The sequence below is a fragment of the Streptomyces sp. NPDC090088 genome, from assembly GCF_044747345.1.
Lineage (GTDB): Bacteria > Actinomycetota > Actinomycetes > Streptomycetales > Streptomycetaceae > Streptomyces.
The window spans coordinates 165633-191791 of record NZ_JBIVDZ010000013.1 but is presented as its reverse complement, the minus strand read 5'-3'; the positions used below and the strand labels follow the sequence as shown (position 1 = coordinate 191791).

The 26159-nt window shown below is 71.7% G+C and carries 19 protein-coding genes and 1 pseudogene; 9 read left to right on the top strand and 11 right to left on the bottom strand.

Features of this window, described 5'->3' with window-relative positions:
* Window positions 1–133: 133 nt before the first annotated feature.
* From ACIPSJ_RS47245 to ACIPSJ_RS47215, 7 genes are all read right to left on the bottom strand, one after another.
* On the bottom strand, window positions 134–1093 hold the full coding sequence (locus tag ACIPSJ_RS47245) for a threonine/serine dehydratase (RefSeq protein WP_401355766.1): 960 nt from the start codon (window positions 1091–1093) through the stop codon (window positions 134–136).
* A 233-nt stretch (window positions 1094–1326) separates the two neighbouring features.
* A complete protein-coding gene (locus ACIPSJ_RS47240) occupies window positions 1327–2319 on the bottom strand; it encodes a polyprenyl synthetase family protein (protein WP_401355764.1) in 993 nt (330 codons plus the stop codon).
* The gene (locus ACIPSJ_RS47235) at window positions 2316–2477 is read right to left on the bottom strand and encodes a hypothetical protein (protein WP_401355762.1); all 162 of its coding nucleotides are present in this window, start codon (window positions 2475–2477) and stop codon (window positions 2316–2318) included. The genes ACIPSJ_RS47240 and ACIPSJ_RS47235 overlap by 4 nt, the downstream gene beginning before the upstream one ends.
* A complete protein-coding gene (locus ACIPSJ_RS47230) occupies window positions 2474–3514 on the bottom strand; it encodes a tetratricopeptide repeat protein (protein ID WP_401355759.1) in 1041 nt (346 codons plus the stop codon). The genes ACIPSJ_RS47235 and ACIPSJ_RS47230 overlap by 4 nt, the downstream gene beginning before the upstream one ends.
* A gap of 177 nt (window positions 3515–3691) precedes the next feature.
* A complete protein-coding gene (locus tag ACIPSJ_RS47225) occupies window positions 3692–4369 on the bottom strand; it encodes an AIM24 family protein (RefSeq protein WP_359213195.1) in 678 nt (225 codons plus the stop codon).
* Window positions 4370–4425: 56 nt separating this feature from the next.
* The gene (locus ACIPSJ_RS47220; RefSeq protein WP_401355757.1) at window positions 4426–5778 is read right to left on the bottom strand and encodes a CAP domain-containing protein; all 1353 of its coding nucleotides are present in this window, start codon (window positions 5776–5778) and stop codon (window positions 4426–4428) included.
* A 100-nt stretch (window positions 5779–5878) separates the two neighbouring features.
* Window positions 5879–7111: a serine hydrolase domain-containing protein gene (locus tag ACIPSJ_RS47215; protein ID WP_359213189.1), complete on the bottom strand. Its 1233-nt coding sequence runs from the start codon at window positions 7109–7111 to the stop codon at window positions 5879–5881.
* A gap of 310 nt (window positions 7112–7421) precedes the next feature.
* Between ACIPSJ_RS47215 and ACIPSJ_RS47210 the strand changes: the two genes are divergently transcribed.
* The 5 genes from ACIPSJ_RS47210 (at window position 7422) to ACIPSJ_RS47190 (ending at window position 16158) form a co-directional block, all read left to right on the top strand.
* Window positions 7422–9200, top strand: coding sequence for a M4 family metallopeptidase (locus ACIPSJ_RS47210; protein WP_401355755.1), 1779 nt, complete (start codon window positions 7422–7424; stop codon window positions 9198–9200).
* Window positions 9201–9449: 249 nt separating this feature from the next.
* Window positions 9450–10640, top strand: coding sequence for an ROK family protein (locus ACIPSJ_RS47205; RefSeq protein ID WP_401355753.1), 1191 nt, complete (start codon window positions 9450–9452; stop codon window positions 10638–10640).
* A 31-nt stretch (window positions 10641–10671) separates the two neighbouring features.
* The gene (locus tag ACIPSJ_RS47200) at window positions 10672–12468 is read left to right on the top strand and encodes a CBM35 domain-containing protein (protein ID WP_359213180.1); all 1797 of its coding nucleotides are present in this window, start codon (window positions 10672–10674) and stop codon (window positions 12466–12468) included.
* Window positions 12469–12583: 115 nt separating this feature from the next.
* Window positions 12584–14929 (top strand): glycosyl hydrolase family 95 catalytic domain-containing protein, encoded by a 2346-nt coding sequence (locus ACIPSJ_RS47195; RefSeq protein WP_401355751.1) that lies wholly within the window; start codon window positions 12584–12586, stop codon window positions 14927–14929.
* Window positions 14926–16158, top strand: coding sequence for an SGNH/GDSL hydrolase family protein (locus ACIPSJ_RS47190; protein WP_401355748.1), 1233 nt, complete (start codon window positions 14926–14928; stop codon window positions 16156–16158). The genes ACIPSJ_RS47195 and ACIPSJ_RS47190 overlap by 4 nt, the downstream gene beginning before the upstream one ends.
* Window positions 16159–16176: 18 nt before the next feature.
* Here ACIPSJ_RS47190 and ACIPSJ_RS47185 read toward each other — a convergent pair whose 3' ends face one another.
* The 4 genes from ACIPSJ_RS47185 to ACIPSJ_RS47170 form a co-directional block, all read right to left on the bottom strand.
* Window positions 16177–19047 carry an AAA family ATPase gene (locus ACIPSJ_RS47185; protein WP_401355745.1) on the bottom strand — a complete coding sequence of 957 codons (2871 nt, stop codon included), beginning with the start codon at window positions 19045–19047 and terminating at the stop codon, window positions 16177–16179.
* 138 nt (window positions 19048–19185) lie between these two features.
* Complete coding sequence (locus tag ACIPSJ_RS47180) at window positions 19186–19539, bottom strand: UBP-type zinc finger domain-containing protein (protein WP_355720124.1); 354 nt, start codon at window positions 19537–19539, stop codon at window positions 19186–19188.
* Complete coding sequence (locus ACIPSJ_RS47175) at window positions 19536–21014, bottom strand: ATP-binding protein (RefSeq protein WP_401355743.1); 1479 nt, start codon at window positions 21012–21014, stop codon at window positions 19536–19538. The genes ACIPSJ_RS47180 and ACIPSJ_RS47175 overlap by 4 nt, the downstream gene beginning before the upstream one ends.
* On the bottom strand, window positions 21011–22684 hold the full coding sequence (locus ACIPSJ_RS47170; protein WP_401355740.1) for an FAD-dependent oxidoreductase: 1674 nt from the start codon (window positions 22682–22684) through the stop codon (window positions 21011–21013). Before ACIPSJ_RS47170 ends, ACIPSJ_RS47175 begins: the two co-directional genes overlap by 4 nt.
* Before the next feature lie 194 nt (window positions 22685–22878).
* Here ACIPSJ_RS47170 and ACIPSJ_RS47165 point away from each other — a divergent pair.
* From ACIPSJ_RS47165 to ACIPSJ_RS47150, 4 genes and pseudogenes are all read left to right on the top strand, one after another.
* Window positions 22879–23325 (top strand): annotated as a pseudogene (locus tag ACIPSJ_RS47165) (recombinase family protein); the annotation flags it as partial.
* The gene (locus ACIPSJ_RS47160) at window positions 23291–24259 is read left to right on the top strand and encodes a transposase family protein (protein ID WP_401356035.1); all 969 of its coding nucleotides are present in this window, start codon (window positions 23291–23293) and stop codon (window positions 24257–24259) included. The pseudogene ACIPSJ_RS47165 and the gene ACIPSJ_RS47160, both read left to right, overlap by 35 nt.
* A gap of 13 nt (window positions 24260–24272) precedes the next feature.
* Window positions 24273–24428 (top strand): FAD-binding protein, encoded by a 156-nt coding sequence (locus ACIPSJ_RS47155; RefSeq protein ID WP_401355738.1) that lies wholly within the window; start codon window positions 24273–24275, stop codon window positions 24426–24428.
* Between the two features lie 688 nt (window positions 24429–25116).
* Entirely contained in the window at window positions 25117–26127 is a 1011-nt protein-coding gene (locus tag ACIPSJ_RS47150) for an aldo/keto reductase (protein WP_401355736.1), read from the top strand.
* The last annotated feature ends 32 nt before the right edge of the window (window positions 26128–26159 follow it).

Sequence of the window (26159 nt, the reverse complement as noted above, 5' to 3'; positions counted from 1 at the left end):
GATCTGCAACTCCGGGAGGGTTCTTGCCTTTTATTCAAACGGCGGCACCAGCGGCGAACTTGGGGAAAACAATGAATGGCCGGGCTTCGACCTGCGGGTAACCGACGGTAAAAGCCCGGCTGCGATGCGGTGGTCAGCCGAGCCCGAAACGCTCGGTCCACTCGGCGATTTCCCGGTGTGTCACATTGCCCCCGCACACCACGAGCCCGATCCGCGCCCCGTCGCCGACCCGCTCGCGCACCTGCCGGGCCGCGGGCAGCAGACAGCCGGCGGCCGGTTCGGTCCACACCTTGGCGTGCTCGGCGAACTCCAGACTGCCCCGTACGGCCTCCCGGTCCGGGACCACCAGGACCTCCTCCACGAGGGCCGCCCCGTGGTCGTAGGTCAGCCGGGACACGGCCGGCGCGCTGAGCGTCGTCACGATCGAGGACACCACGACCGGCAGCGGACCGCCCGCCGCGAGCGCCTCGGACATGGCCTGCGCGCCCTCCGTCTCCACGCCCCACACCCGCACGTCCGGGCGCTTCGCGCGCAGGGCCGCCGCGACGCCCGCGATCAGGCCCCCGCCGCCGATGCTGACGATCACATCGGTGAGGTCGTCCGCGTCCTCGGCGAGCTCCAGGCCCACCGTGCCCTGACCGGCGATCACGATCGGGTCGTCGAACGGGTGGACGAGGGTGAGGCCCTCGTCGCGCAACACGGTGACCAGCTCGAACGCCGAGCCCATGCCGTCGGTCAGCCGCACCGATGCCCCGGCCGCCTCGACCAGCGCGATCGACCGGGCGGGCGCGGTACGGGGCATGACCACCGTCGCCTTCACCTGGAGGGCCTCGGCCATCACCGCGAGGGCGATGCCGTGGTTGCCGCCGCTGACGGCCACCACACCCGCCGCCCGCTCGGCCTCGCTCAGCGAGAGCAGCTTCGCCGTGGCGCCGCGCGCCTTGAACGAGCCGGTGCGCTGGAGGAGTTCGAGCTTGGCGGTGACGGGGGCGCCGAGCAGCTCCGACAGACCCGGACTGGGCACGGTGGGCGTGCGGACGACATGCCCGGCGATCTGCTGTGCGGCGGCTTCGATGTCCGAGATGCCGATCAAGGTGGTTCACCCTTCCGGCGCGGAGGTGGAGGGCCGCGCCTTTCGCACCCTGACCCGGCCGGACGTCCCAGGTCAACCCGGATTCACAGGTCTCGGCGGCTCACGAGGTCCAGCAGGCCGTGGCGGTCCGCGGTGGCGAGTGGCAGCCCGGTGAGGAGTGTTCCGGCGTGCGGGGTGTGCGGGTGTGGCCCGGCGCGGGTGGTGGTGCGCGTGGCTCCTTCCCTGATCCGGATTCACAGGTCCCGGCGCACCAGGAAGTCCAGCAGGTCGGCGAGGTCCGGGGAGGCGAGCGGGAGTGCGGTGAGCAGGGCCTCGGCGCGCTCGGTGTGCCGGCGCGCCTCGGCGAGCGCGGCCGTGCGCCCGCCCGCCTGCTCGATCAGCGCCGCCGCCTCCTCGGCGCGCCCGGGCGTGTCGAGGAGCCCGGCCAGCCGGGGCCCGGCGGAGGTGCCGAGCGCGGCCAGGACCGGATACGTCTTCTTCCGCTCCCGCAGATCGCCGTGCACGGGCTTGCCGGTGACAGCCGGGTCGCCCCAGATCCCCAGGACGTCGTCGACCAGCTGGAACGCCACGCCCAGCTGCCGGCCGACCCGGTCCAGCGCGCTCACCACGGCCTCCGGCGCCCCGCCGAGCTCGGCTCCCAGCGCGACGGCACACCCGAGCAGCGCGCCCGTCTTGTGCTCGGCCATCACCCGGTACTCCCGCGCCGACACGCCGGTCCACGGCCGGGTCGCGAACAGCAGGTCGTCCGCCTGCCCCCGCACCAGGTCCGCCAGCGCGCCCGACAGCAGCCGCACGGCGCCGGGCGAGTCGGCCAGCGTCCGCACGGCGAGCGCGAACAGGGCGTCGCCCGCCAGCACCGCCGGCCCGGTGCCGTAGGCCCGCCACACCGCCGGCCGGCGCCGCCGGGTGGTGTCGCCGTCCATGATGTCGTCGTGCAGCAGCGAGAAGGCGTGCACCAGCTCCACCGCCACCGCCGCCGGAACCCCGCGCGCCGCCGGTGCGCCGACCGCCTCCGCGCCGAGCACCGCGAGCGCCTGCCGGACCCCCTTGCCGCCCGGTGCGTCCACGGCCGCCCCGCCGACCTCGCACCAGCCGAAGGAGTACGCCGCCATCTCGCCGACCCAGGGATGCAGCCCTCCCACCGCGGCCCGCAGCTCGGGCCGCACCAGGTCCCGGCAGCGGGTGAGGGCCTGTGGGGGAGTGCTGACGGGTGCGGGTGCGGTCATCGGAGGGCCTCCGCCGTGACGCCGAGCTCCGCGTGGGCCCGGGTGACCGTGTCCTGTGTGTGCAGCCGTTCCACCGCGGCCCGCAGCTCGGGCCGTACCAGGTCCCGGCAGCGGGTGAGGGCCTGTGGGGGAGTGCTGACGGGTGAGGGTGCGGTCATCGGACGGCCTCCGCCGCGACGCCGAACTCCGCCTGGGCCCGGGTGACCATCTCTCGGGCGTGCCGCAGCCCGGCGCGCTCCAGCACCCCCGCCAGGTCGGCGAGTTCGGCCGCCGTCTCGGTCCGGTCCCGGCCCAGCCGGGCCAGCGCCTTGGCCAGCCCCAGCCGGGACAGCGCCTCGCCACGTGGCTCGCCCATCGCTCGGAACTCCGCGAGCGCCGTCTCGTACATCGCCCGGGCCTCGGGGTAACGCCCCGCCCGGTACAGGACGTTGCCGCGCATCTTGTGGTTGTAGGCCAGCGCGCCGGACAGGTCCATCGTCCGGCACGACACCTCGGCCTCGGACAGCAGCGCCAGCGCCCGCCCGGTGTCGCCGTCGCGGACCGACACGATGTCGGCAAGCCCGCGCAGTGCCCAGGCGTGTCCGCGCCGGTCCTCCGCCCGCCCGGCTATCTCCGCCGCCTCCTCGAACAGCGCGTACGCCGTGTCGTACGACCCGGTGTTGCGGTGCATCTGGGCGATGCCCTCCAGCGCCCACACCGTGTGCCGTGCCTCCCCGCGCCGCCGCGCCTCGGCCAGCAACTGCTCGTGCAGCCGCCCGACGGCCTCGTAGTCGCCCTGGATCCGGCCGGTCTCGGCGAGTCCGGCCAGCGAGTAGCCGCGTACGACGACGTCCCCGCCCCGCTCACCGAGTCCGGCCGCCAGTGCCAGCAGCCGCCGGGCCAGCGGGAACGCCCCACGCTGTCGGGCCAGGGTGCCGCCGCTCCACAGCGCCCACGCCATCGCCGCCGTCTCCCCGGCGGCCCGGGCGGTGCGGTAGCTCGCCTTCCAGGCCCGGTCCGCGTCCGCCGCCCGGCCCAGCCGCCGGTGTGCCTCCGCTACCGCCAGCCGGCAGCGTGCCTCCTCGTCGAGCCGTCCGGAGCGCTCGGCCGCCCGTAGTTGCTCGACGGCCGCCGCCAGCACGTCGACCAGCGACGAGTTCACCGACAGGGAAGTCAACGCGCCCTGGTACTCCGGGGCGAATGCCTTGCCGTACATGCGTGCCTCTCTGCACAAGGGCGTATACACGGCATCTATACATCGCATGTATACACACTGCGTATAGTCCGCCCGAATAATGCCCTGGCCGCGGGGACCAGGGCTTTGCTGTTGTGCATCAGGACGTCGGCAGGGCCGCCGGGGTTGCCCGTGTGGCGGGGATCACCGCACGAGGTGTCAGTGCTGCTGTGCCTTCTGCGGGGTCAGCTCGCTCGGCCGGACCACCACATATCCCTCGCCCTGGAGCATCAGCTGCACGGCCTCGCCCGAACCGCCGCGCAGCATCGACCCGATGGACTGGGAGCGGTGCAGCGAGGTCTGCAACTGCGCGGTCCAGCCCACCACCGCGTCGGTGTCGACGTACACCGGAGTCTGCGGCGAGACCGGTATCACCAGCGGGTTGCCGTCGCAGATCAGCCCCAGCTTGCCGTGCCCGGTGAACACGCTGTTGAACAGACCGCCGCCGGCGATCCCGGACCCCTTCACGGTCTTGATCTCGTACGACAGGGAGGCGTCGAAGCACAGGACGTTGCGGCCGTTGACCGTGAACTGGTCACCGGGCTCGACCTCCACGATGAAGCAGTTCTGCGCCTCGTGCGCGAACCAGGCCTCGCCCTGGCCCTGCACCGACATCAGCGGCAGCCCCTCGCCGGTGACCGCGCGCTTGAGCATGCCGCCCACGCCCTGGCCCTTGCGTTCGAACTTGAGATTGCCGCGGTGCGCGATCATCGCGCCCTGGCGGGCGTGCATCTCGCCGTTCACGGTGTACTTGAGGCACTTCGCGTTCTCGACCGACATACCGGGCTCGACGGCCGGTGCCACCATGTGCTGACTGGAAAAGAGATCACCCTTCATGCGGGGCATGGTGGCCCGGACGGACCCGTTCCGCCAAGATCACGGACGGTACCGGTTCAGGCACCGAACAGCTGGGTCCAGTAGGTGCCCGCCCGGCCGCCGCCGGCGAAGCCGATGCCGATGTGGGTGAACTCGGGTTTGAGGATGTTGGCCCGGTGGCCCGGGCTGTTCATCCAGCCGTCCACCACCTCGGCCGCCGAGCGCTGGCCGCAGGCGATGTTCTCGCCGATGGTGCGCCGCCGGGAGCCCGCGGCGGCGGCCCGGTCCCAGGGCTGGGTGCCCTCGGGGGAGGTGTGCGCGTAGAAGTCACGGGTCGCCATGTCCGTGCTGTACGCCTGCGCGGCGGCCGCCAGTTGCGGATCCACCGCGAGCGGCCGCAGCCCGGCCCGGGCGCGTTCCCGGTTGGTGAGGTCGACGACCTCGGCGCGGGTGCGGGTCAGCTCGGTCCGGGTGAGCGGTCTGGCCCACAGCGCGGTCCAGTAGGTGTCGCCGCCGCGCGGGTCGCTGACGTGGGCCAGCCCGGTGTGGGTGAAGGCGGGGTCGAGCAGGGTGCGCCGGGCGTCCTCGGTGCGCAGGCAGTAGTCGACGAACTCGGCCGGGGTGCGGGGGCCGGAGACGAGGTGTTCGCCGACCGTGACGTACGCGAATCCGGTGTGGCTGATCCGCTGGTGCACGGAGACGCCGTCGCGGCTCTCGGTGGCCGGCCGGCCGGACTCGGCCATCGCGGTGGCGTGCGCGTGGGCGGCGGAGGCCAGCCGGGCGTCGGGGGCCACGGGCGGGCGGCCGGCCTCGGCGCGGGCGGAGTTGACCAGGCCCAGCAGGCCGTCCGGGTCGGGCAGCGAGGCCGCCGAGGGACGGGCCGGGGCGGCCGCCGTGCGCTGCGCGGGGATGGTGGTGCGGAACTCCGGGGCGGCCGGGGCCGGTTGCCGGTCCTCGACGACGTCGACCCCGAAGTCCCGGGCCAGGCCCGCCAGCCCGTCCGCGTACCCCTGGCCGATCGCGCGCAGCTTCCAGCCGGTGCCCCGGCGATATATCTCGGCGAGCAGCAGCAGGGTCTCGCTCTGCGGGCGCGGCGGGGCGAACCGGGCCAGGGTGCGGCCGAGCCGGTCGGTGACGTGCAGGGTGGACGCGGGCAGCCGGCCGAGCGCGGTCCCGGGCTCCTCGGCGGTGACGGCGAGGGTGACGCGCTGGGCGCCGGACCGCAGCCGGCCCGGCTCGACGGTCAGCGTGTCGCCGCGCAGCCGGACGCCGGGTGCGTCCGGCTGGTTGTAGAACACGAAGTCGGCGTCACCGCCCACCTGGCCGCTCTCGCCGGTGATCAGGGCGGACACGTCGAAGGGGCCGGGTACCCGCAGCGTCAGCGCGCCGCCCGGGAGGGGCAGATTGCCCCCGGGGACCAGCTCGCTCATCGCGCCGCCTCTGTGCGGTCGGGGGGCAGAACCTCGCGCCCGGTGGGGGGAGTCGCCGGTAGAACGTCCGGCCCGGGCGCGAGGTTCCCCCGGCGGGGCGCTAGAGCCGGCTCGGGTCGGCCGGTGCCACGTCCTCCTGCTCGACCGGTGTGGCCGCGTTCCGGGTGGCCGTCGCCTTCTTGCCGCAGAACGCCGACTCCAGCGTGCCCGCCAGCGCGTTGAGCACGGCCGAGTTGTTGGAGGCGTTGGCGACGGCGGTCAGGCTCCGCTTGCCGTCCTTGGTGGTGAAGGCGTACGTGTAGTACCCCTGGACGGCGCCGGTGTGGCCGTACACCGAGACGCCGCACGACAGGTCGCGGCGGCGCAGGCCCAGGCCGTAGGAGGTGGTGGAGTTGACGCGGGTGAACCGCTGCATCTCCTTGAGCTGGGCGGCCGAGGTGAGCTTGCCCCGGACCAGCGCCGAGTAGAAGGTGTCGAGGTCCTGGGCGGTCGAGATGATCGCGCCCGCGCTCTGCGCCCAGGAGACCGTCTGGTTCGTGGCGTCGACGGGCTGGGCGCCCGTCTTGTCCGCGGTGAGGTAGCCGTTGGCGTGCTGTCCCGGGATCTTCGTGTCCGGGTGGACGTAGAAGGTGTCGCGCAGCTTCAGCGGCTTGAGGATGCGGTTCTGGTACTCGGTCCTCACGCTGTGCCCGGTGAGCTTCTCGATCAGCAGGCCGGCCACCACGAAGTTGGTGTTGGAGTACGAGTAGGCGGCGCCCGGCGCGTTGGTGCGTGGCTTCTTCAGGGAGAGGTTCACCAGCTGGCGGTAGGTGAAGACCTTGTTCCGCACCGCCTCGAAGCCGGAGACGCTGCTGGCGAACATGTCGTTGGTGTAGTCGTACAGACCGCTGCGGTGGCTCAGGACGTGCCGCACGGTGATGCGGTCGTCGGGCAGCAGCCCCGGCAGATAGCGGTTGACCGGCGCGTCCAGGACGAGTTTGTGCTCGTCCACCAGCTGTAGCAGGACGACCGCCGAGAACGTCTTGGTGACACTGCCGACGCGGAAGCGGTCGCTGGTCGTGAGGGCGCGCCGGGTGGTCCGGTCGGCCACGCCCCGGGACGTCTTGTAGACCTTCGTGCCGTCGTCGATACGGGCCATCGCGCCCGGCGCGCCCTTGGACACCACCGAACCCAGCACCGCGGCCAGCCCCGCTGTGTCGGGCGCCGGCAGGGCGGCGGCGGCCGGCCGCGGCTCCGCTCCCGTCGTACCGGTCGCCGCCTGGGCCGGGACCGCGACCAGTGACAGCGCCACCGCCCCGAGCACCGCGCTTCTGCTCACCTTTGCCGAGACCATCCGGACTCTGCTCCTCTCCGTGCTGTTTCTGATGCGAGATGGGTCACATGCGTGTCAGGGAACCTTCTCGCATCCCGTCACATCTCCACAGCAGACGCACAGTTGGTCACCCAGTGATCACCATGCGATGCGGTTTCGCAAAGTATTGCCACGAAAAGCAAGAAAAGCGACGAACCGAGCTTTACATGGACATGACTCGTCCGGAAGGGTTGCGGGCCGGGGCCCGACCAGCCCCCTTGGCGCCCCAGGGCGCCATGCCGCACGGCGATCGACGACCTCGACCGCCGTCCGAACAAAGGAACCCTGATCAGTGCGTAGCGCGCACATACGCAGCGTGGCCGTCGCCGTCGCCGTGACGACCGCCGCCACGGGCCTGGCCGGTACGGCCTTCGCCGGTCCCACCACGGGGGTACAGCAGTCGGCGGCCTCCGCCGCGACATCCGCGCAGGTGGTGGAGGCGGCCCGGGCCGCCGCCTTCGCCCACGCCCCGACGACCGGTGTCGGCGCGGGCGACGAACTCCGGGCCCAGGACGTGATGATCGACCCCGAAGGGGCGCGCCATGTCCGCTTCGTCCGCACCCACCGGGGCATGCCGGTGCTCGGCGGCGACCTCGTCGTCCATCTTTCCCGTCGGTTGGCCTACACCGGTGTCACCCGAGCGGCCGATCACGCCGTGAAACCCGCCGCTACCGAGGCGAAGCTGACGGCCCGGCAGGCCGAGGAGAAGGCCGCCTCGGCCGCCGACGGCGACGCCGGCACCGCCGAACTCGTGGTGGACGCCCGCGACGGCGCCTCGGCCCTCGCCTACCAGGTGCCGGTGGACGGCGCGAACGGCTCCAGCACGGTCGTCGTCGACGCCCTGACCGGCAAGGTGCGCAGCAACACGCCGGACAGCGACGAATTCCTCTCGCCCAAGGTGCTGGAGACCCTCCGCAGGCGCGGCGAGACCGTCGACCCGGCCCTCGGCATCGGCAGCCAGGCCCAGGCCCTCATCGGCTCGTCCGCCGCGGCCGCCGCCCACTACCCGGCGACCGCGCACGGCTCCGGCAGGTCCCTCTTCGTCGGCAAGGTCCCGCTCACCACCACGCAGACCGCCCGCAAGAGCTTCCTGCTCAAGGACCCGACCCGCTACGGCACCGAGACCCGGGACGCCAAGGGCAGGGAGACCGAGAGCTTCGGCCAGGGCACCAAGTTCACCAGCACCACCGACAGCTGGGGCAACGGCACCACCAGCAGCCGGGGCAGCGCCGCCGCCGACGCCCAGTACGGCATCACCAAGACCCTGGACTTCTACAAGAAGACCTTCGGCCGCAAGGGCATAGCCAACAACTCCAAGCCCGCCCGCGCCATGGTCCACTGGGGCAACAAGGTCGGCAACGCCTTCTGGGACCCGACCTGCGGCTGCATGCTGTACGGCGACGGCGACGGCCAGGAGATCAAGAAGCCGCTGGTCGTCCTCGACGTCACCGGGCACGAGCTGACCCATGGCGTGGTGGACGCGACCGCCAAGCTCGAACCGACCTACGTCGACAACGACGGCAACCAGTTCGGCGAGCCCGGCGCGCTCAACGAGTCGCTGGCGGACATCTTCGGCTCCAACGTCGAGTTCTCCGCCAACAACCCGAAGAACCCGCCGAACTACCTCCTCGGCGAGAAGCTGGGCCTCGCCCAGAAGTTCCTGCGCCGCCTCGACCACCCCTCGCTCGACCGCCTCGAAGGCACCGTCGACTACTGGTCGCCCGAGGTCGAGGACGCCGAGGTGCACGCCGGCTCCGGCGTCTCCTCGCACGCCTACTACCTGCTCGCCGAGGGCAGCGGTCGCAAGACGATCGGCGCCACCACCTACGACTCGCCGACCTACGACGGGTCCACGGTCACCGGCATCGGCCGCACCAAGGCCACGGCGATCTTCTACCGCGCCCTGACCCGGTACATGGTCTCCTCGACCGACTTCCACGACGCGCGGATCGCGACGCTGAAGGCGGCCAAGGACCTCTACGGCGCGAGCGGCGTCGAGTACCGGACGGTCGACCAGGCCTGGGCCGCGGTCAACGTCACGGTCGCCAACACGCCGGCCGCCCGCCGCTGACGGGCGCGCCACGCCACTGATCCGGGTGCCCTGTCGGGGGGCCGGGTACCCGGATCGGTCCTCCTGGTCGAACACGAGTGATCGAACACGAGTGATGGAACGAGAGCGGTGGAACGAGAGCGGTGGAACACGGGCCAACGCCCCCGCCACACCCGCCATTTGAAGGCCACTGGAGCCTCACAGTCAACCTTCAGGTGATTCCTGTTTCTTTTATTGACAGCGGAAAATAAGCCACCTAAGTTCCCGGCCATGCGCTCCACCTCCCGTGCCGAGACGTTCCCGGCCCACACGCCGGCCGTCTCGCAGATCTTCACCACGGTCCTGTCCCACGGCCCCCTCACCCGGCTGGAGGCGGCCCGCCGGGCCGGCCTGTCGCCGGCGGCCGTGACCAAGGCCGTCCGGCCGCTGCTGGCGGCCGGGTACCTGGCCGAGGACGCCGACGGCGAGGCCCGGCCCGCTCTCGGGCGCCCCGCCAACCTGGTGCGCGTGGACGGCGGGCGGGCGCTGTTCATCGGGGTCAAGGTGACCGGGGACGAGGTCATCGCCGTCCTCACCGACCTGTGCTGCCGGATCCGTCTGGCCCGCCGGCTGCCGGTCACCGACCGCGCCGCCAGGGCCGTCCTGACCTCCGTCGCCGAGCTCACCCACGAACTGCGCACCGAGGCCGAGGACTTCGGCGCCCCCGTCCTCGGCCTCGGCATCGCCGTCTCCGGCGACGTGGACCGCGCCGAGGGCGTCGTGCGCTACTCGCCCTTCCTCGACTGGCGGGACGTGGCCCTGGCCGAACTTGCCGCGATGACCACGGGGTTGCCGGTCGTCGTCGACAACGACGTCCGCGCCCTGACCGTCGCCGAGCAGTGGTTCGGCGCGGGGGTCGGACTCTCCGACTTCGCCGTGGTCACCGTCGGCGCCGGCATCGGCTGCGGACTGGTGGTCCACGGACAGGTGGTGTCCGGCGCCCATGGCGTCGCGGGGGAGATCGGGCATGTGCCCATCGACCCGGCCGGACCGCTCTGCCACTGCGGCAACCGCGGCTGCGTGGAGGCGATCGCCGGGGACGCCGCGATCGTCGCCCGCATGCGCGAGGTGACGGGCCGTCAGGTCGCTGACTCCGCCGACGCCGTGGCCCTCGCCCACGAAGGCGTGCCCGGAGCCCGGGAGGTGTACGCCCACGCCGGTGCGGCCATCGGCCGCGGCATCGCCACCGTCGCCAACCTGTTCGGCCCCGAACGCGTGATCATCTCCGGCGAGGGACTCGCCGCCTCCGACCTCTTCGCCGAGCAGATCCTCGACTCGTTCACCGCGGCCGCCTTCGGCTCCGCCGCGCAGTGCGACGTACAGACCCGCCCGCTCCCCTTCGAGGAGTGGGCGCGCGGGGCCGCGGCCGCCGCGATCCAGTCCTTCATCACCTCTTCTCCCACTCCGACGGGCCAGGGCTGAGCCGCCCGAGACCCCGAAACCTGGAGGACCCATGCGGTCACCTTCGCATTCCGTCCTGCCCGTACGCGGGCTGAGAACCGTCCTGGTGCTGGCACTGACGGCCGCCTTCGCGTCCGCCGTGCCCGCGGCGCAGGCCGAGACCTCCACGCCGATAGCCGCCAAGCCCTACATGGGCTGGTCCAGTTGGAGCATGCAGTCGTCCAAGTACCCCGGTCTGAACGACCAGGGCGACTACAGCTACCTCACCGAGGCGAACGTCCTCAAGCAGACCGACGCCCTGGCGAGCAAGCTGAAGAAGTACGGCTACGAATACGTCAACATCGACGCCGGCTGGTGGATGGACTGGAACTGGAAGCAGGGCTACGACCAGTACGGCCGCCAGAAGGCCGACCCCGCCCGCTTCCCCAGCGGCATGAAGGCCGTCGCCGACCGCATCCACGCCAAGGGCCTCAAGGCCGGCATCTACCTCCCGGCCGGCCTGGAGAAGGGCGCCTACGGCGACGGGAAGACGCCGGTCTGGAACGCCGACGGCTGCACCACGGCCGACATCGTCTACGACGACCTGCGCACCACCAACGGCTGGGACAGCGCGTACAAGATCGACTTCGACAAGCCGTGCGCACAGAAGTACATCGACTCCCAGGCCCAGCTGATCGCCGGCTGGGGCTACGACTTCCTCAAGCTCGACGGCGTCGGCCCCGGCTCCGGCAAGAGCGGTGACCAGTACAACAACGTCGCCGACGTCGCCGCCTGGCACCGGGCGATCGCCGCCACCGGCCGCCCGATCCACCTGGAGGCCTCCTGGTCCCTGGACTTCGGGCACGCCGCCGACTGGCAGAAGTACACCAACGGCTGGCGCATCGACACCGATGTCGAGTGCTACTGCAACACCCTCGTCAGCTGGGAGAACTCCGTCGACGACCGCTGGGACGACACCCCGGCCTGGACCGACAAGGCGGGCCCCGGCGGCTGGAACGACCTCGACTCCCTCGACGTCGGCAACGGCGCCATGGACGGCCTCACCAAGGCCGAACGGCAGAGCTACGCCACGCTCTGGGCCATCGCCAAGTCGCCCCTGTTCACCGGTGACGACCTCACCAAGCTGGACGACTACGGCGTCTCCCTGCTGACCAACCGCGAGGTCATCGGCATCGACCAGAGCGGCAACCCGCCGGCCCGCCCGGTCACCCCGTCCGACCCGCAGCAGGTCTGGGCCGCCAAGAACGCCGACGGCACGTACACGGTCGCCCTGTTCAACCTCGCGGACTCGCCCTCGGCGGTCACGGCCGACTGGACGGCGCTCGGCTTCGGCGGCAAGGCGTCGGTGCGGGACGTGTGGAACAAGGAGAACCTCGGCAGCTTCCAGAACAAGATCACCGAGGCGCTGCCGGCGCACGGCTCCCGGCTCTTCACCGTGACGCCGAAGGGCAGCGCGCTGGCCTCCACCGGCTACGAGGCCGAGGCGAGCGGCAACACGCTGAGCGGCAACGCGTCGGTCGCCGGGTGCGACGCGTGCTCCGGGCAGAAGAAGGTCGGGAACCTCTACCAGGGCGGGAAGCTGACCTTCAACAACGTTGTCGTCGACAAGGCCGGGACGTACCTGGTGAAGGTCGCGTACGTCAGTGGTGACTCGCGGTCGGCAGTCGTGTCGGCGAACTCCGGGGGCGGGACCAGTCACAAGTTCCCGTCGACCGGGGACTGGGGGACCGTCGCTTCGGTGAGTGTGCCGGTGGTTCTGAAGGCCGGGGCGAACACGGTCAGCTTCGACAGCGGGTCGGGGTACGCGCCGGACGTGGACCGGATCGACGTTCCCAAGTCGCCCCGGTAGTCGGTCGCTTCGGAAAGTGCGTTGTGGGGGAACTGCGGGCCGGTGGGGGCTGGTCGCGCAGTTCCCCGCGCCCCTGAAGGGGCGCTTCCCCTCACGGACGTTGGATTGGAACCCCATGGACAACCACCCCAGCAGACGCGGCTTTCTGGCACTGGCCGCCGCCACCGGGGCCCTGGCCTCGCTTCCCTCGTTCACCGCCTCCGCCGCCGCGCAGCGCTCCACCGAACCGCTCACCACGCCCCGTCACCAGCTCTGGTGGCAGGCGCCCGCCGACGGCGGGTCGATGATCACGCAGGGCCTGCCCGTCGGCAACGGGCGGCTCGGTGCGCTCGCGAGCAACGACTCCGGGCGTGAGCTGCTGCTCGTCACGGACGCCACCCTGTGGACCGGCGGGCTCAACGACACCCTCGACTCCGACGGCCAGTTCCCCTACGGCCGCGCCGACTTCGGCTCCCTCACCCTGCTCGCCCGGCTCACCGTCGAGATCCCCGACCACGACCTGGGCGCCGTCTCCGGCTACCGGCGCACCCTCGACCTCGACAACGGCGTGGTGTCGGCCTCGTACGTCCGCTCCGGAGTGACCTACCGGCGGCAGGTGTTCGCGAGCCGCCCCGACGACGTGATCGTGCTGCACCTCGGCCAGGACGGCGGCGGGCGCTACACCGGCACCATCACTCTCGAGGGCACCCACGGCGAGACCGGCGGCACGGCCGAGTCGTTCGCCGGGTCCTTCGCCAACGGGCTGGAGTACGGGGCCGCCGTCAAGGCGTACGGCAGCGGCGGCAGCGTCCGGGTGAGCGGGTCACACATCACCTTCGCGGACTGCCGGGAGCTGACCGTCGTACTGAGCGGCGGCACGAACTACGCCCCGGACGCCGCCGCCGGCTACCGCGCCCCCTCCGTGAACCCGGTGGCGCTGGCCCGCACCAAGGTCAGGGCGGCCGCCCAGCACTCGGCCGACGCGCTGCTGCGCACCCACGCGGCCGACCACCGGGCGCTGTTCGGGCAGTTCGACCTCACCCTCGGCACCTCGACGGCCGAGCAGCGCGAACTGGACACCTGGGCGCGCGTCCAGGCCCGCGCCGCCACCGGCGACCCCGACCCCGAACTGGAGGCCGCCTACGCCCAGTTCGGCCGGTACCTGATGGTCGCCGGATCGCGCGACAGCCTCCCGATGGGCCTGCAGGGCCTCTGGCTGGACGGCAACGACCCGGACTGGATGGGCGACTACCACACCGACATCAACGTCCAGATGAACTACTGGCTGTCGGACCGGGTGGGTCTGTCCCCGTGCTTCGATGCCTTCACCGACTACTGCGTCGACCAGCTCCCGTCCTGGCAGGACACCACCCGGCGGCTCTTCCAGGACTCCCGCAACCGCTACCGCAACTCCCGGGGCAAGGTCGCGGGCTGGACCGTCGCCATCTCCACCAACCCCTACGGCGGAGGCGGCTGGTGGTGGCACCCGGCCGGCAACGCCTGGCTCTGCCAGAGCCTGTGGGAGCACTACGAGTTCACCCAGTCCCGCGCCCACCTGGAGAAGATCTACCCGCTGCTCAAGGGCGCCGTCGAGTTCTGGGAGGCGCGGCTGCTCACCACCACCCTGGACGACGGCAGGGAGGTGCTGATCGCCGACAGCGACTGGTCGCCGGAGCAGGGGCCGCTGGACGCCAAGGGCATCACCTACGCCCAGGAACTGGTCTGGACCCTGTTCGGGAACTTCCGTACTGCGGCGGCCGAGCTGAAGAGGGATGCTGGATACGCGGGCACCGTCGGCGGGCTCCGCGACCGCCTCTACCTGCCGGTGGTGAGCCCCAAGACCGGCTGGCTGGAGGAGTGGATGTCCCCGGACAACCTCGGCGAGACCACCCACCGCCACCTCTCGCCGCTCATCAACCTCTTCCCCGGCGACCGGATCCGCCCGGACGACTCCACGCCCAAGGACATCCTCGCCGGCGCGACGGCTCTGCTGACCGCCCGGGGCATGGACAGCTACGGTTGGTCCAACGCCTGGCGCAGCCTGTGCTGGGCCCGGTTGAAGAACGCGGAGAAGGCCTACCAACTCGTCGTGAACAACCTGAAGCCGTCGGTGAACGGCAGCAACGGCAGCGCGTCGAACCTGTTCGACATCATGGACATGGGAGGGGGCCGGGGCATCTTCCAGATCGACGCCAACTTCGGCACCCCGGCCGCGATCGCGGAGATGCTGCTGTACTCCCGCCCCGGCCACCTGGAACTGCTGCCGGCCCTGCCCGACGCCTGGGCCGCCGCCGGTTCGGTCACCGGCGCCGGCGCGCGCGGCGGCTTCGTCGTCGACCTGCGCTGGCGCGACGGAAAGCCCACCGAGGCCCGGATCCGCAGCGTCGGCGGCCGCACCACCACGGTCGCGTTCGGCAGTACGACCCGGACGGTCACACTCAAGCCCGGCCAGTCCGTCACCCTGAAGGACCTCGCGCGGTGACCGGCCGGTTCGCGCGACTGCTGAGCCTCGCCGCCGTGTTACTGACGACGGTCGCCTGCCAGACCGGGCCCGCCGAGGCGGCGCCCACCTGGGAGCCCTCCTCCGGGGCCGCCGCCTCCGCCCGGCACGGCGTCGTCACCTGGGGCGCCAGCGCCGACCGGCTGGGACAGGGCACCGCGGACCGCGCCTACCGGCTGGTCGTGCACACCAGCGCGGCCGGCAGCGGCCTGCGGGTACGCCTGTCCAACGCCTTCGGCGACCGGCCGCTGACCCTGGACAGCGTCTACGCCGGACTGCAGAGCCGGGGCGCCGCCCTCAGGCCGGGCAGCAACAAGCGGCTCACCTTCGACGGCGCCCGCACGGTCACCGTCCCGGCGGGCGCCACCGCCTGGAGTGACCCGCTGCCCGGCACCCTGCCCGCCGGCAGCAACCTGGTCGTCAGCCTGCACACCCCCGACGCGGCCGGCCCCGCGACCGGACACGGCATGGCGATGCAGACGTCCTACGTCACCCAGGGCGACCACACCGCCGAGGAGAGCGCCGCCAACTGGACCGACACCACCGGCTCCTGGTGGTACCTGGACTCGGTCTCGGTACGGCCGCCGGACCCGGCCACCGGGGCGGTGGTCGCGCTCGGCGACTCCATCACGGACGGCTGGGCGTCCACCACCGACCTCGACCGCCGCTGGCCCGACTACCTCGCCCGCCGCCTCCAGAAGGCGGACACCGACGTCAAGGGCGTCGCCGACGAGGGGATCTCCGGCAACCAGGTCCTCGCCGACGGCGCCGGACAGGCCGCGCTCAACCGGCTGGACCGCGACGTCCTGAGCCAGCCGGGCGTCCGCACCGTCTTCCTCTTCGAGGGGGTCAACGACATCAAGGCCCACACCGGGGTCACCGCGGCCGACCTGATCGCCGGGTACCGCGAGATCGCGCGGCGGGCGCACGCGGCCGGGAAGTGCGTGGTCGCCTCGACCGTCGGGCCGTTCGAGGGCTGGCCGGAGTGGGACCCGGCGGGCGAGGCCGTCCGGCAGGAGGTCAACCACTACATCCGCACCAGCGGGGAGTTCGACGGGACCGCCGACTTCGACCGGATCCTGCGCAGCCCCTACGACCAGGCCCGCATGCTGCCGTTCCTCGACGGCGGCGACCACATCCACCCCAACGACAAGGGGATGCAGGCCATGGCCGACTCCGTCGACCTGGCCGGTCTGGACTGCGACCGCTGAACCCGCGTGAGCGCCTGATCACCCCCGGGCCGACGGCTCCGGGGTGATCAGGCCTTCGCGATAGGCGATCGCCACCGCCTCCGTACGGCTCGCGGCGCCCAGCTTGGCGAGGATGTTGGAGACATGCACGCTCGCCGTCTTGCCGGTGATGAACAGCTCCTCGCCGATCTGCCGGTTGCTGCGGCCGAGCGCCAGCAGGCTCAGCACGTCCTGCTCACGGGCGGTGAGCGGCGAGACCCGGTCGGCCTCCGCGGGCGGCCGTACCAGCCTGTCGAGCCGTTCCAGCAGGGGCACCGCGCCCAGGGCCACGGCCGTCCGCCGTACCGCTGCCGCCTGCTCCTCGGCCTCGGCACGCCGGCCGTCGGCCAGCAGGGCCTGCGCGTACCGCAGCCGCACCCGGGCCCGTTCGTACACATCGCCGTCCGCGAACGCGGCCACGGTCTTCTCCCAGGCCGCCACGTCCGGCCCCGACCAGGCCAGGGCCCGCTCCGCCTCCGCGCGCGCCAGCCAGGCCTGTCCCTCCGGCCCCTGCCGCACCGCCGTCTCCCGGGCCAGCTCCACCAACTCGTCGGCGACGTCCGTCCAAGGCTCCTCGCCCCCGGTGCCGCGCAGTTCCACGGCCCGGTCCGCGACCACCGCCAGCGCGAGCGCCGCCAGCCGGACCGACACGTACGGCGCCCGCCCCAACCGGTCGGCCAACGACGCGACGGACTCCCGCACCCGCGCCACGGCCTCCTCCGCATCGCCCCGCAGGGCGGCTTCGTCGACGAGCACGATGCCCCCGACGAGCCGGCCCATCCAGTCGAAGGGCTCCCCGAGCAGCGCTTCGGCCCGCTCGGCCACATCCGACTCGCCCCGGGCCAGCGCGACGTACAGCGCGGGTCCCTGCGCATACCCGGGCACGCCGTCCCGGTCGGCCGCGGCCGCGCACTCGTCCCACCGCCCCAGCGTGAACAGCACCAGCAGCCGCAGGTACCGCAGCTCCGAGGCATAGGGCGAGGAGAGCAGCCCCGAACGCCGGGCCCGGTCGAGCCCCTCGGTGATCCACGGCAGGCACTCCTCGAACTCACCGGACTCGAAGCAGCCGATGGCGAGGCTGTACAGCGCCCGCATCTCCACCGGCGCGTCCCCGGCCGACCGGGCCAACTCCCGCGCCTCCCGGAGCAGTTCGCGCCCCTTCGCGGTGCCGCGGGCGCCGTCCTCCAGCCGGGCCAGGGAGATCAGCAGCTCGGCCCGGGCCGCGGTGGCGCCGATCCGGTCGGCGGCCTCCAGAGCCTGCCGGGCGACCCGGAGCGCGGTGGCGTCGTCCCCGACCTGCCGGGCCGCCATGACATGGGTGGACGCGGCCCACACCCAGGTCCGCGACGGCGGTTCGGCGGGGATCATCGCGAGCGCCTCGCTGCTGTAGGCGAACGCCGCCGCGAGGTTGTCGACGGTCATCAGGTTCCCGGCGAGGGTGTACCGGACCCGGGCGGCGAGTTCCGGATCGGCGTCCTGACCGGTGCCGGCCAGCGCGGAGCGGGTCAGCGACACCGCCCGGTGCACATCACCGGCGTGCGCGGCCGCGGCCGAGGCCCGCAGCGTCAACGTCACCGGGTCGAGCCCCTCGCCCGAGGGCCGTGCGTCGGGAGCCACCGCCGGCCACAGGTCCAGGACCGTCTCCAGCCGCCGCAGCTCCTCGGCGGGCGCGCCCACCCGCCGCGCGTGATCGGCGGCCTCCAGCGACGCGGCCAGGGCCTCGGGCAGATCATGGCTCTCCCGGTAGTGGTGCGCCCGTTCGGCCGCCGTCTCCGCCCCGCCGCCGCGCGCGGCCAGCAGCCGGGCGAACGTCCCGTGCAGCCGCGACCGCTGCCCGGGCAGCAGATCGGCGTAGACGGCCTCGCGCGCGAGGGCGTGCCGGAAGGTGTACGTGTCCTCGTCGCCCGCGACCAGCAGCTGCCGCCCGACCGCCTCGCGCAGCGCCGACTCCAGCTCCTCCTCCGGTATCCCGACCGCGTCCCGCAGCAGTTCGTGCCCGACCCGGCGCCCGGCCACCGCGGCCGTCCGCAGCACCTGCTGGGCCGTCTCCGACAGCTGCTCGACCCGGATGAGCAGCAGATCGGCCAGCCCGGTCGGCATGCCGTCCGCGTCGGCGGCGGCCACCAGCTCCTCCGTGTAGAAGGCGTTGCCCTCGGCCCGCTCCACGATGCCCCGCACCGTCGCGTCCGACAGCGGACGCTCCTCCAGCGCCCGCACCAGCCGGGCCACCTCGGCATCGGCCAACGGCCGCAGCTCCAGCCGGTCCACGGCGGGCAGCCGTACCAGCTCGGCGAGCAACGGCCGCAGCGGATGCCGACGGTGCAGGTCGTCGGACCGGTAGGAGGCCAGCACGGCGAGCCGCCGGGGGAGCACACCCCGGCTCAGCAGGAACCGCAGCAGATCCCGGGAGGACTGGTCCGCCCAGTGCAGATCCTCCAGGACCAGCAGCAGCGGCGTGACGGCGGCCAGCTCGGCGAACAGCCCCGCCACCCCCTCGAAGAGCCGCAGCCGCGCGTCCGCGTCCCGGGAGGAGTCCGACGCGGCACCCAGCAGCCGGTCGACGACCGGATGCGCGGCCAGCACCCCGGAGAACCGCTCGTCGGCGGCCAGCACACCGAGGATCTCGGTGAACGGCAGGTACGGCAGCCCCACATCACCGAGATCGACACAGTGCCCGGTGATGACCACGGCCCCGCCCGCGACGGCCCGCGCCGCCACCTCGTCCAGCAACCGCGTCTTCCCGACCCCCGCGTCCCCGGCGACCAGCACAGCCTGCCCACTGCCGTCCCGGGCACGCCGAAGCACCCCGGCAAGGCGGGCCAGCTCATCGTCCCGACCGATCAGTGGGGTGTTAAACGATCTCTGCGACACGCCCACATCCTGACAAGGGACCACCCGAGAAACCAAGGGGCGCGGGGCTGTATCGACATGCGGCTCCGCCGCGTGGGCGCGACCAGCCACAACGAACCCGCAGCCGCCCCATCACAGAACCCCCACCCCCTTGGGCGCTCAGCCCCGCAGAACCCGCGCCCAGTCCTCCGGCACCCGCTCCGCGGGACCCGGCACCGACTGGTCCGCGGGATGACTCTCCGGCGGCGCCAACTCCGGCCCGGCCTCGAACAGCTCCTCCGTCTCGTAGTTCCAGAACCAGCCCTCGCCCGGTTCGTAACTACGGATCACCGGATGCCCGGAGTCATGGAAGTGCGCCGTCGCGTGCTTCGCCGGCGAGTCGTCACAACACCCGATGTGCCCGCACTGCGCGCACCGCCGCAGATGGAACCACCAGCCCCCCGCCTTGTCGCACTCGACACACCCGGCACCGCTCGGCGGAACGTTCGTGTCGATCGCGGTGTCGCCGCTCATACCGTCTCCTCAGATGACTCGGGTGACTCAGGTGACTCGGATGCTTCGGCGGTCAGCGGGAGCAGCACCTGGAACCGGGTGTCCCCGGGCACCGACTCCACCCGCATGCTGCCGTGATGCTTGTTCACGACGATCCGCCAGGAGATGTCCAGACCGAGGCCGGTGCCCTGCCCGACGGGCTTGGTCGTGAAGAAGGGGTCGAAGATCCGGTCCTTGATCTCCGGCGCGATCCCGCTCCCGGTGTCCCGGAACTCGACCAGCAGCTGCTCGTGGTCGAGGGCGGTCCGCACGGTCAGCGTGCCACGCCCGCCGTCGCCGTCCTTCATCGCGCAGACCGCGTTGTCGATGAGGTTGGTCCACACCTGGTTGAGCTCGGCGGGGTAGGCCGGCACCGGCGGGACCGTACGGTCGTACTCCTTGACCACGTGGATGTCCTGCCCGATCTTCCCGGACAGCATCAGCAGCGTGCTGTCGAGGAGTTCGTGCACGTCCACCTCGCGGTAGGGCGCCCGGTCCAGCTGGCTGTACTGCTTGGCAGCGTCCACGAGGTGCGAGATCCGGGTGGTGGAGTCCTCGATCTCGTTCATCAACAGCTCGGTCTCGATGGTGTAGTTGAGCCAGCCGACCGCGTTCGGCAGGATCTCCTCGTCCACGGCCGCCGCGACCTGCTCCAGCCAGTCCACGTCGAGACCGGCCTGGACGAAGGTCGGCGCGAGCTGCCAGCCGTAGTCGATGCCGTGGTCCTCCAGCCAGTCCGTGAGCACGTCCTCGCGGTCGGAGGCCTCCAGCGGACTGAGTGCCGGTGCCTTGGCGACCCGCTCGGCGGTGCGCTCCTGGATTTCGATCAGACCGGCCAACTGCTCGCGCGAGAAGGGACTCTCGGCGATGATCGCGAGCTTGTGCCGCATCTTCGCCACCCGCTCGCGCAGCGTGGACGTGGCCCGCACGGCCGCCGCGGCCGGGTTGTTGAGCTCGTGGGTGAGTCCGGCCGACAACGAGCCGAGCGCCAGCAGCCGTTCGCGCTGCCCGATCGCCGCCTGGGTGTTCTTCGAACCGAAGAACAGGCCCTCAAGGAGGTGGACGGCCATCGGGAACCACTCGCGCATGATGTCCGCGAACGTGTCCGCGGGCAGCACGAAGAACCGGGTCGGCTCGGTCACCCGCATCGAGTTGTTGTAGGCCTGCCGCACCCGGTCCCCGAGGTACGCCTGCATGGCGCCCGCGTACACGCCGGCCTGCGAGGTCCGGGTGACCTCGATGTCGTCCCCGCCGACCTGCCGGGAGAGCACCACCGTGCCCTCGATCATCACGTAGAAACAGGTCGCCGGCTCACCCTCGGTGTAGACGGGACCGGGCTGGAACAGCTCCACCCGGCCCGCGGCGCACAGCCGCCCCAGCTGCTCCGGCTCCAGCTTCTCGAACAGGAACAGCGCGCCGACCTCCTGCGGGCTGCACGGCATCGGCTGCCCGCTCATGACTGCTCCAGGTACCGGTGGACGAGCATCACTGCCATGGCTCCTTCTCCGACGGCGGACGCGACGCGCTTGGCGGACTCGGCGCGTGCGTCGCCCGCCACGAACACGCCGGGAATGCTGGTCTCCAGGTGGTACGGAGGCCGGTCCAGCTCCCAGGCCGCCGGTGGCCGTCCGTCGACGGTCAGATCGGGCCCGGCCAGGATGAACCCGCGTCCGTCACGCAGCACCGTGTCACCGAGCCAGTCGGTCAGCGGCGCCGCCCCGATGAAGACGAACATCCACTGGGCCTCGACTTGTTCCCGGTCCCCGGTCTCCACATGGCGCAGGGTGAGCTGCTCCAGGCGCTCCACGCCGTGCGCCGCCTCGACCACGGTCCGGCTGCGCACGGAGATGTTCGGGGCCTCGTTGATCTGCTGGATCAGGTAGTACGACATCGAGGCCGACAGATCGGTGCCGCGCACCAGCAGGGTCACCGACTTGGCGAACCGGGACAGGTACATGGCGGCCTGGCCGGCCGAGTTGGCGCCGCCGACGATGTACACGTCCTGGCCCTGGCAGGAGGTCGCCTCGGTGAGCGCGGAGCCGTAGAAGACCCCGCAGCCGGTCAGGTCGACGCAGCCCTCCGCCTCCAGCTGCCGGTACTGCACACCGGTCGCCAGGATCACGCTGTGCGCCGCGACCGCCGACCCGTCCGCGAACCGCACGACCCGGGCGCCCCCGTTGATCTCAAGGCCGGTCACCTCGCGGGCGGTCAGGATCTCCGCGCCGAACTTGTGGGCCTGCCGCCGGGCCCGGTCGGTGAGCTGGGCGCCCGACACGCCGTCCGGGAAGCCCAGGTAGTTCTCGATGCGGGAGCTCTGACCGGCCTGCCCGCCGGTCGCCGACCGTTCCACGAGCACGGTCCGCAGTCCCTCGGACGCTCCGTAGACCGCCGCGCCGAGCCCGGCCGGGCCGCCGCCGATGACCACGAGGTCGTAGAAGTCCGCCGTCGGCGTCGTCGCCAGCCCCACGCGCGCGGCCAGCTCCGGGGCCTCCGGCTCGATCAGGGGCGTACCGTCCGGTGTGATCACCAGCGGCAGCCGGTCCCCGTCGGCCTCGGCCGCGGCCAGCAGCCGCTGCCCCTCGGGCTCCTCGACCGAGTACCAGCGGTAGGGCACCTGGTTGCGGGCCAGGAACTCCCGCACGTCCGAGGACCGGGCCGACCAGCGGTGCCCGACGACCTTGGTGGCCGGCACCGGCTTGTAGTCGCTGGCCCGCCAGGCTTCCAGCAGGTCGTCCAGGACCGGGTAGAGCTTCTCCTCCGGCGGGTCCCAGGGCTTGAGCAGATAGTGGTCGAGATCGACGACGTTGATCGCGTCGATCGCCGCGTTGGTGTCCGCGTACGCGGTCAGCAGCACGCGCCGGGCGCCCGGATACACGTCCAGGGCCTGTTCCAGGAACTCGATGCCGTTCATCTGCGGCATCCGGTAGTCGGCCAGGATCACCGCCACCAGGTCGCCGCGCAGCTTCAGCTCCCGCAGCGCCTCCAGCGCCGAGTCCCCGGACTCCGCGCGCACGATCCGGTACGACGCCCCGTAGCGGCGCCGCAGGTCCCGGGCGACGGCACGGGAGACCCCCGGGTCGTCGTCCACGGTCATGATCACACCTACGGGTGACTGTGAAGGTGACATAACGCGACCGTAAGGGACGGGGAGGGGCCCTGGCCACGGGAACCGTGACAAGGGCGGCACGCGAGTACCTGTGTGTGTCCGAGGGCAAGGGCAAGACCGCGTGCAGCATCACTGACCAGCACCGCGACAATATCGCCACCGAAGCCGATCACGGTCCGTGAACGCGGGGCGAGCCGTGCAGGGACACCGGCTCGCCCTCCAAGTTCGCGACCAAGGTGCGCGACGACTTCGAGAAGCTGCTGGCCGACCTGACGTCCGGCGCCTTCGGCGAGCCCGGCGACGTGCTCGTGCTGTGGGAGGTGTCCAGGCTCGCCCGTGAGGCCGGCCAGGGCGTGGCCCTGGTCGACGCGGCGGAGGCGGGCGGATACCTGATCCACGTGACCAGCCTGGACCGCACCTTCGACCCACGCAACTACGGTGACCGGCACTCCTTGATCAGTGGCATCAATGACGCCGAGAAGGAGGCTCGGCTCCTGTCGGTGCGTACGCTGCGTGGGGTGAACTCCGCAGCCGGCGAGGGCCGCCCCCACGGCAAGATCCCCTTCGGCTACCGGCGCACGTACGAGCTGATCGACGGCCGCCCGCGCCCCGTGTCGCAGGAGGCCGATCCGGCCGAGGGGCCGCACGTGGTCGAGCTGTAAGAACTTCTCCGGCAAGCACAAAGCCCATGGCCCGCTGTTTCTCGCACCGGCCGACGAGAAGGGCAACCTGATCTGGATCTCCGCGGCCAGGCCCGGCCGGTCCAGCGGGATCACCGCGGCCCGCCGCAACGAGATCACCGGCCATCTGCGCGAGGCCGGATTCGGGACCCTGGCCGACCTCGGCTTCATCGGCCTGGACGACGACCCCGACGACCCGGTGATCATCACCGGCCGCAAGGCCACCCGCAACCACCGCCTCACCGGCGCGGAGAAGGAAGCGAACCGCCTGCTGAATCGCGAACGCACCGCCGTCGAGCACGGCTTCGCCAAGCCCCGTGACCTGCGGAATCAGGATGAAGACTTTTCCATGGGCAAGCGGCGCCGCCTCGCTCTCCAGCAGTGCCCTGGCGTTGGCCGCGTCGAAGGTGAGTTCTCGAAGCGGATTCGGTGCGGCGACCACTGGATGGCCGTCGGCGACAGGCCGCTTGGCGACGGCGTTGAAGCCGCTGCTGTCGGCAAAGGCTCTGTGCGCGAGCGCGATCGTCGGATTCCCGCTCACCATGGACCAACCTCTCCTTCGGATGACGGCCGACAGGAACCGGAGCGGGTGTCGGGTTCTTCCGCACCGTCCGGCCGGCGACCACTTCTTCGAACCGCGCTTGCGGGACAGGTCCGTCGGCGTGACGTCGACCGACGGAAGTGTCCGGACACATCGGTCGACGAACCGGAGGCGCCACCGCGGCGACCGTGGAGGGTCGGCGGACGAATTCAGCGAGAACGACACGGCTCCGTACCCTCACGCGCGGCGCAAAGCTATGAGGTCGCACTGGACGGGAATGGAATGGGGCCGGGACCTGGTTCCGGGTGGCCTCCACTGATGATTCAGTCGACGTCAAGCCGGTTCGGTCAATCTGAGCACTCGGGGGGCGGATGACTGGGGGTTGCGGATGGTGTCGGACGAGGAAGCCGACGTGGTGGTGGTGATCGGGTCGGGTATGGGCGGTCTCGCGGCGGCGCGCACGATCGCGCAGTTCGGCGGGAAGCGTGTCCTCGTCCTCGAACAGCAAGACAACCGCGAGTGGTGCACGGCTGTCGTGCGCTGAAAGCTGATCGGCGTCGTGCCCGGACCCGCCCAGCAAGCCACGTGGGCGGGCTGTTCCTGGACCATCGCCGTCCTGCGGTCCGAAACGCCTCGCCCACTCACCGTGCCGGAGTTCGAGGCGCTCGAACTGCCGACACAGGAGCTGACTCGGCGGACACACCGAAGCCGATGAAGGGCTTCGCCGGATTCCTCCGCCAGGACCTCGACGCTGTCACCTCAGGACCGACACGCCGTGCCGCCTCAAGAGCGGTACTACGACACCCATGAGAAGCGATACGAGTGCCGTCCGACGGGAGCGTACGGTCTGCTCGACAAGAGCGACTACAACAAGGGACGCCTGCCCCGTGGCTGGCGGACAATGCGCGGCCGGAGGGGGCCGCAGCGGACCTCGGCGCGAGGCGGCCCGCCGGACAGACGCCCCTTTTCCGGACTGAGAGATCTCGCGGGTGGGGGCGCCGCCGCGAGCGCCGCGATACCACCGCCCGGACCCGCGAGGGCGGTTTGCCGACGGGGGCTGAGTGATGCCCCACGCGCTCGGCCGCGAATTGGCAGTTTGTTACTCGCTACCACTGGGTTCTCTGGTGCGTCTGGCCGAAACGACCTGACAGGGCGCACATGCCCCACGCCTCCCAATTCCAGACCGAGACATGTTTGCGCTGGAGTGCACTCCAACTCCTAGGTTCGGCGGCATGCGATACATCAAGCTCGGAACGACCGGACTGGAAGTCTCCGCCATAACCCTCGGCTGTATGAGCTTCGGCGAGCCGGACCGTGGCGGCGAGCCCTGGTCGCTGGGCGCGGACGCCAGCCGGGACATCATCAAGCAGGCCCTCGAGTGCGGCGTCAACTTCCTCGACACGGCCAATGGGTACAGCGCCGGAAGCAGCGAGGAGATCGTCGGCCAGGCGGTCAAGGACTTCACCCGGCGCGAGGAGGTCGTTCTCTCCACCAAGGTCTGGATGCGGATGCGACCCGGCCCGAACGGCGCCGGGCTGTCCCGCAAGGCGATCTTCGCCGAGCTCGACGCGTCCCTGAAGCGGCTGGGGACCGATTACATCGACCTGTACCAGATCCACCGCTGGGACTACGACACCCCGATCGAGGAAACCCTCAAGGCGCTGCACGACGCGGTCAAGTCCGGGAAGGTCCGCTACATCGGGGCCTCTTCCATGTATGCCTGGCAGTTCGCCAAGGCCCTGTACCTGGCTGACCTGAACGGCTGGACCCGGTTCGTGTCGATGCAGGACCACTACAACCTCATCCACCGGGAAGCAGAGCGGGAGATGCTCCCGCTCTGCGCCGACCAGGGCATCGGCGTGATCCCGTGGAGCCCGCTGGCGCGGGGCAGGCTGACGCGGGCCCGGGACACCGCCACGGCACGTGCCGAGACCGACGCGGGCGGCAAGATCCTCTACCGCGACGAGGACCAGGCGGTGGCCGAGCGCGTCCACGAGATCGCGGGCAGGCGGGGTCTGTCCCCGGCCCAGGTTGCCCTGGCCTGGGTCATGCGCAACCCGGCGGTGACCTCGCCCATCGTGGGGGTCACCAAGCCGGCCCAGCTGACCGACGCGGTCGCCGCGGTGGACGTGGAACTCGACGAAGACGAGGCCGCCTACCTGGAGGAGCCCTACCAGCCGCACGAGGCCGCCTACCTGGAGGAGTCTTTCTACAAGCGGCAGCCTGTGGCGGGCTCCCGGTAGTCCGGGCTACCGCCGGGGCCTCGCTCTGGCGG